Origin of the sequence: Pontiella sp., from assembly GCF_041622395.1 — a bacterium.
Lineage (GTDB): Bacteria > Verrucomicrobiota > Kiritimatiellia > Kiritimatiellales > Pontiellaceae > Pontiella.
Window position 1 is genome coordinate 1 of the sequence record NZ_JBFJYW010000309.1, and the last position, 4,347, is coordinate 4,347.

Consider the following 4,347-nt stretch of genomic DNA (forward strand, 5'->3'; position numbering starts at 1 on the left):
GATGGTTCGGATGGCGCATGCCGGCGGTCTGCGCCTGGGCAAGCAGGCCGACTTCGTGTTCGGATTTCATGTAGACGGCCTGGAAGGCCTCCTGCCGCCCGAGGTTTTCGCGGATGGCAATGAATTCCATCTCGGGGGTGATGATCCCCTTGCGGGCATAATGCATCTGCGAGACGTTGGCGCCCGGCTTGGCGCGGAGAGCCGTTTTTTCCAGCGACCTGAACGGAATGCGTTTAGCATCCTCCCCCAGCCCGTCGTCGCCCGGCCGATAGCCGCGCGCGGCGTAGGGTTCCGTATCGCCGCGCTCGGCAATCCACTTTCGGCGCAGCGGCGGCAGCCCCTTTTCCAAATCAAGCACATGGTTGGGGTCCGTCATCGGGCCGCTGGTGTCGTACGCCAGGATCGGCGGATTTTCCTCGATCGATCCGTCCGATTTTTTCGTGTCGGTCAGGCGGATCTCCCGCATCGGGACTTTCAGGTCGGGACGGCTGCCCGGGATGTATATTTTGCGGGAATGGGGATAATCGGTCCCGTAATCGTCGTATGGATGCTTTTGCTGAATCATGACTTCTTCCTTTCAGTCAGAACGCCACGCGTGATCCGTGAGTCATGATCGCTCGCGCCCGTTGCGTTCTTTCGTGGCTAATCAATCTATTGACCGGAACACGACAGGAGGGAAGAAAGCGCGCTTCCCTACGCCGGCATGATCCGAACAGGTTCGAAGGGTTATTCTCAGCCCGGCCTGCCTACGGCAGGAAACTCCATTCTCTAATCCCTAAATCCTAAACCGCATCGAATTCCGACCTGGTTTAGAACTTAGGATTTAGTGCTTGGAAATTTCCCGCGTCAGCGGGAGGGCACCCCTAGCAATGAGTTGGAAACTACTCCTCGGACGGGGGGAGTCAAATCTTATTCGTGACTATATTTATCATCTTTTACGGGTTGAGCAATGGGAGCCGCCCCGCTACTATGCGCGCTCTTTGAGATCAATATGGAGCGACGGCGGCTTCGCCGTCCGGGCATCGGCTCGATGCCCGCCATAAACGGAGAAAAACCATGGATTGGAAATCGATAAGCGACCGCCTTCTTGATGGCGGCAGCATTACAGAAGAAGAGGCGCTGGCCGTATTGGAATCGCCCGACGAGGAACTGCTGGAAGTGGTGCAGGCGGCCTACCGCATCCGGAAAAAATATTTCGGCAAGAGCGTTGCGATCCATCTGCTGCAAAACGTCAAGAGCGGCAAATGTCCGGAAGACTGCACCTTTTGCTCACAGTCGACCCGGGCGCTCAACGACGTCGAGCGCTACGACATGCAGACGGTCGAAAAGATCGTGGAAGGGGCGCAAGCCGCCGTTGACCGCAACGCCAAACGCTACTGCATGGTGGCGAGCACCCGCGCGCCCAACCCCAACGAACTGGAGACCATTTGCACGGCCACGATCCAGATCAAGCAGAAGCACCCGCACCTCGAAATCTGCTCCTCGCTCGGCCTGCTGACGGAGGAAAAGGCGCTGAAACTCAAAGAAGCCGGCGTCAACCGCTTCAACCACAACCTCGAAACCTCCCGCAACTTTTTCCCGGAGGTGGTCACCACCCACGATTTCGAGGAGCGGATCAATACGGCCCGGATCGCCAAGCAGGTCGGGCTCGACCTCTGCTGCGGCGGGCTCTACGGCATGGGCGAAAGCCTGCAGGACCGCGTCGACCTCGCCTTTGCCTTGGCCGACCTCGACGTGGACTCCGTGCCCGTCAACTTCCTCGATCCGCGCCCCGGCACCCCGTTCCACGGCAAGCCCAATCCGCTCACGCCCAACGATGCGCTGCGGGCGCTGTGCATGATGCGTTTCGTGAATCCGACGGCCGAACTGCGCGTGGCGGGCGGACGGGAAAAAACGCTGAGGGGCTTGCAATCGCTCGCCCTCTACCCCGCCAACTCCATCTTCACCTCGGGCTATTTGACCACGGGCGGGCAGGACTATGAAACCGACAAGCAGATCATCGAAGACGCCGGATTCCAGATCGAAATGCAGGCGTGAGGCGTGAAACGTGAGGCGTGAGGCGTGAGGCGTGAGGCGTGAGGCGTGAGGCGTGAGGTTCACGGCTCAATCGTCAATCGTCACTCATCAACAAGCATGAATTTTTGGGCAACATTCAATACTCCGATCCTCGCCTTGGCACCGATGGAGGATGTGACGGATACGGTCCTGCGCGAGCTGTTGCTCGGGCTGGCCGATCCGGGCGCGTTGCATGTGGTGATGACGGAGTTTGTCTCGACCGACGGGCTGTTGCATCCCAAAGCCCGCAAGCGGGTCATCCACCGGTTGCGGGTTACCGATGAAGAGCGGAAGCTGCTGAAGAAAAAAAACGTTAAGATCGTGGCGCAGATCTGGGGCAACACGCCCGAAAACTATCAACGGGTCATCCAGGAAATCTCGGAGGAGATGGAATTCGACGGGATCGACATCAATATGGGTTGCCCCGTTCCGAAGGTCGTGCGCCGCGGATGCTGCTCGGGCCTCATCGGCAATCCATCGCTGGCCAAGGAAATCATCCGGGCCGCCCAGGAGGCGTCGGCCCTGCCCGTGTCGGTCAAGACGCGCATTGGCCTGAAGTCGGTCGCCACCGAGGAGTGGATCGGGCAGCTGCTGGAAACGAAGCCCGCCGCGCTGACCATCCATGGCCGCACGCAAAATCAGATGTCGGACGGCCGGGCCGACTGGGGCGAGATTGCCAAAGCCGCGCGCCTGCGCGATCAGCTGGGGCTTAAACTGCCCATCCTGGGAAACGGCGATGTCCAATCATTGAAAGAAGCCCGCACCAAGTGTGCAAAATTCGGGTTGGACGGCGCGATGATCGGACGCGGGATCTTCGGAAACCCATGGCTCTTCGCGGAAGAGCAACGGGTGCGGACCAAAGAGGAAAAACTCGCCCTGCTTTGGCGGCATACCGAGCTTTTCGACCGCGTCTGGGGAAGTAGCAAGAACTTCCACCTGCTGCGCCACTACTACTCGATCTATTCGAAAGGGTTCCCCGGGGCCGCCGAGCTCCGCGCCCGCCTCATGCAAACGGAGAGCATTGCGGACGTGAAAAGCATCCTGCGCAGCTTGAACCCCACCCCTCGGCACGCCAACTCCATCTTCACCTCGGGCCATTGGACCACGGGCGGGCAGGACTATGAAACCGATAAGCAGATCATCGAAGACGCCGGATTCCAGATCGAAATGCAGGCATAAATCCATCTCCGAACAAAGAGACCGTGTAGCGGCGCGAAAAAGGCGACCTAAGAGGTCGTTTTAAACTCATCCTCGTTCAGATATTTGCTCCCATCGGAATCCGCCCGCTCGAAAGCCATCGTGGCATAGGAGCGGCTAAACCTAGCGCCATTGATTTCTTCCTTCGCGTCAAGCCACTCGTCCAACTCAATTCGGCCATCGTGGTTGGCATCGAACCGCCCAAACTGCTTGTTTAAACGGGCCCGATCCGATTGGTTGGGCGAAGAGGAAGAGGCGGTCCGTGCACGGAACCCCTCCCACTGAAATTTATTCTTGATCGAATTCGGCTTGCAGACTTCGCGCATCAGCTCCGTGCCGGATGGCAATTTAAGATACACCCGCACCCAGATTCCATGCACATTGCCCTCCCCGCCTCGATCATCGATGTACGTATCCAGCCCGAAATACCGCGGCACCAAGACGTCTTCATAGATCTCGACGGCGTCCGTACGCACGGTGACCTCCCCCCCACTTGGCGCCACAGGAATCTTTGCCGCCCCATCAAACACCTTCTGCACGGGCTCCGGCTGAGCCCCCACCCTCTGCTTCGACTGCTCGTAGAATATTCTGTATTCCATCCGCATTTCGTCCAGCGCTTCGGCCCCCGTATTCGAAAACGTGAGATCGTAAAACACCTTGTCGATTTGCTTCGTATTTGCCAAATCACCGGCGCTGTAAACCTCTTCCTTCCGCCTCTCGACCTCGTCGCTCACCGCTACCTTCAACAGCTGTTCCGACAGAAACGACTGGGAACTGGCCCACTCCTTGATGTAGCGCTGGGTCTCGTCGGAAAAAATGCCGATAGGCACCGTCACCCGTCGGCGATTATCGCGTTCCAGGCAAACCTCGTCGCCGTTGGAAGCAATCCGAACGATCTTGGCCTGGATTTCGCGGCCCTGCTTGTCGGCAAAGGCGCGGTACTCCCCGTCCCCCAAGGCGGAGATGACGACGGAAAACAAAACCGGCAGTATCGATTTCATCATTGCCTACCAGACGTACTTGCCCCGGATGCTATCGGGATAATAGACGTCCCGCACGGCGGTCATGCCGCTCTTGGTGGTGATGCTCAGGCGC

3 protein-coding genes, 1 pseudogene and 1 riboswitch are annotated in these 4,347 nt (G+C 58.7%); of the genes and pseudogenes, 2 read left to right on the plus strand and 2 right to left on the minus strand.

What is annotated here, in order from left to right; genetic code table 11:
• Positions 1–565: pseudogene (locus tag ABYO54_RS14495) on the minus strand (hypothetical protein); the annotation flags it as partial.
• A gap of 108 nt (positions 566–673) precedes the next feature.
• Positions 674–875: riboswitch (TPP riboswitch) on the minus strand.
• Between the two features lie 181 nt (positions 876–1,056).
• Between ABYO54_RS14495 and bioB the strand changes: the two are divergent.
• Together bioB and ABYO54_RS14505 are read left to right on the plus strand one after the other, a co-directional pair.
• On the plus strand, positions 1,057–2,037 hold the full coding sequence (bioB, locus tag ABYO54_RS14500; RefSeq protein ID WP_372808958.1) for a biotin synthase BioB: 981 nt from the start codon (positions 1,057–1,059) through the stop codon (positions 2,035–2,037).
• Between the two features lie 96 nt (positions 2,038–2,133).
• Entirely contained in the window at positions 2,134–3,234 is a 1,101-nt protein-coding gene (locus ABYO54_RS14505) for a tRNA dihydrouridine synthase (protein WP_372808959.1), read from the plus strand.
• A 47-nt stretch (positions 3,235–3,281) separates the two neighbouring features.
• Here the strand turns inward: ABYO54_RS14505 and ABYO54_RS14510 are convergent, their stop codons facing one another.
• A complete protein-coding gene (locus ABYO54_RS14510) occupies positions 3,282–4,256 on the minus strand; it encodes an EF-hand domain-containing protein (protein WP_372808960.1) in 975 nt (324 codons plus the stop codon).
• Positions 4,257–4,347: the final 91 nt, after the last annotated feature.

Excerpts from the sequence above, each read along its gene's own strand:
- ABYO54_RS14505 (WP_372808959.1), top strand. The coding sequence starts at position 2,134 with ATGAATTTTTGGGCAACATTCAATACTCCGATCCTCGCCTTGGCACCG.
- bioB (WP_372808958.1), top strand. The coding sequence starts at position 1,057 with ATGGATTGGAAATCGATAAGCGACCGCCTTCTTGATGGCGGCAGCATT.
- ABYO54_RS14510 (WP_372808960.1), bottom strand. The coding sequence starts at position 4,256 with ATGATGAAATCGATACTGCCGGTTTTGTTTTCCGTCGTCATCTCCGCC.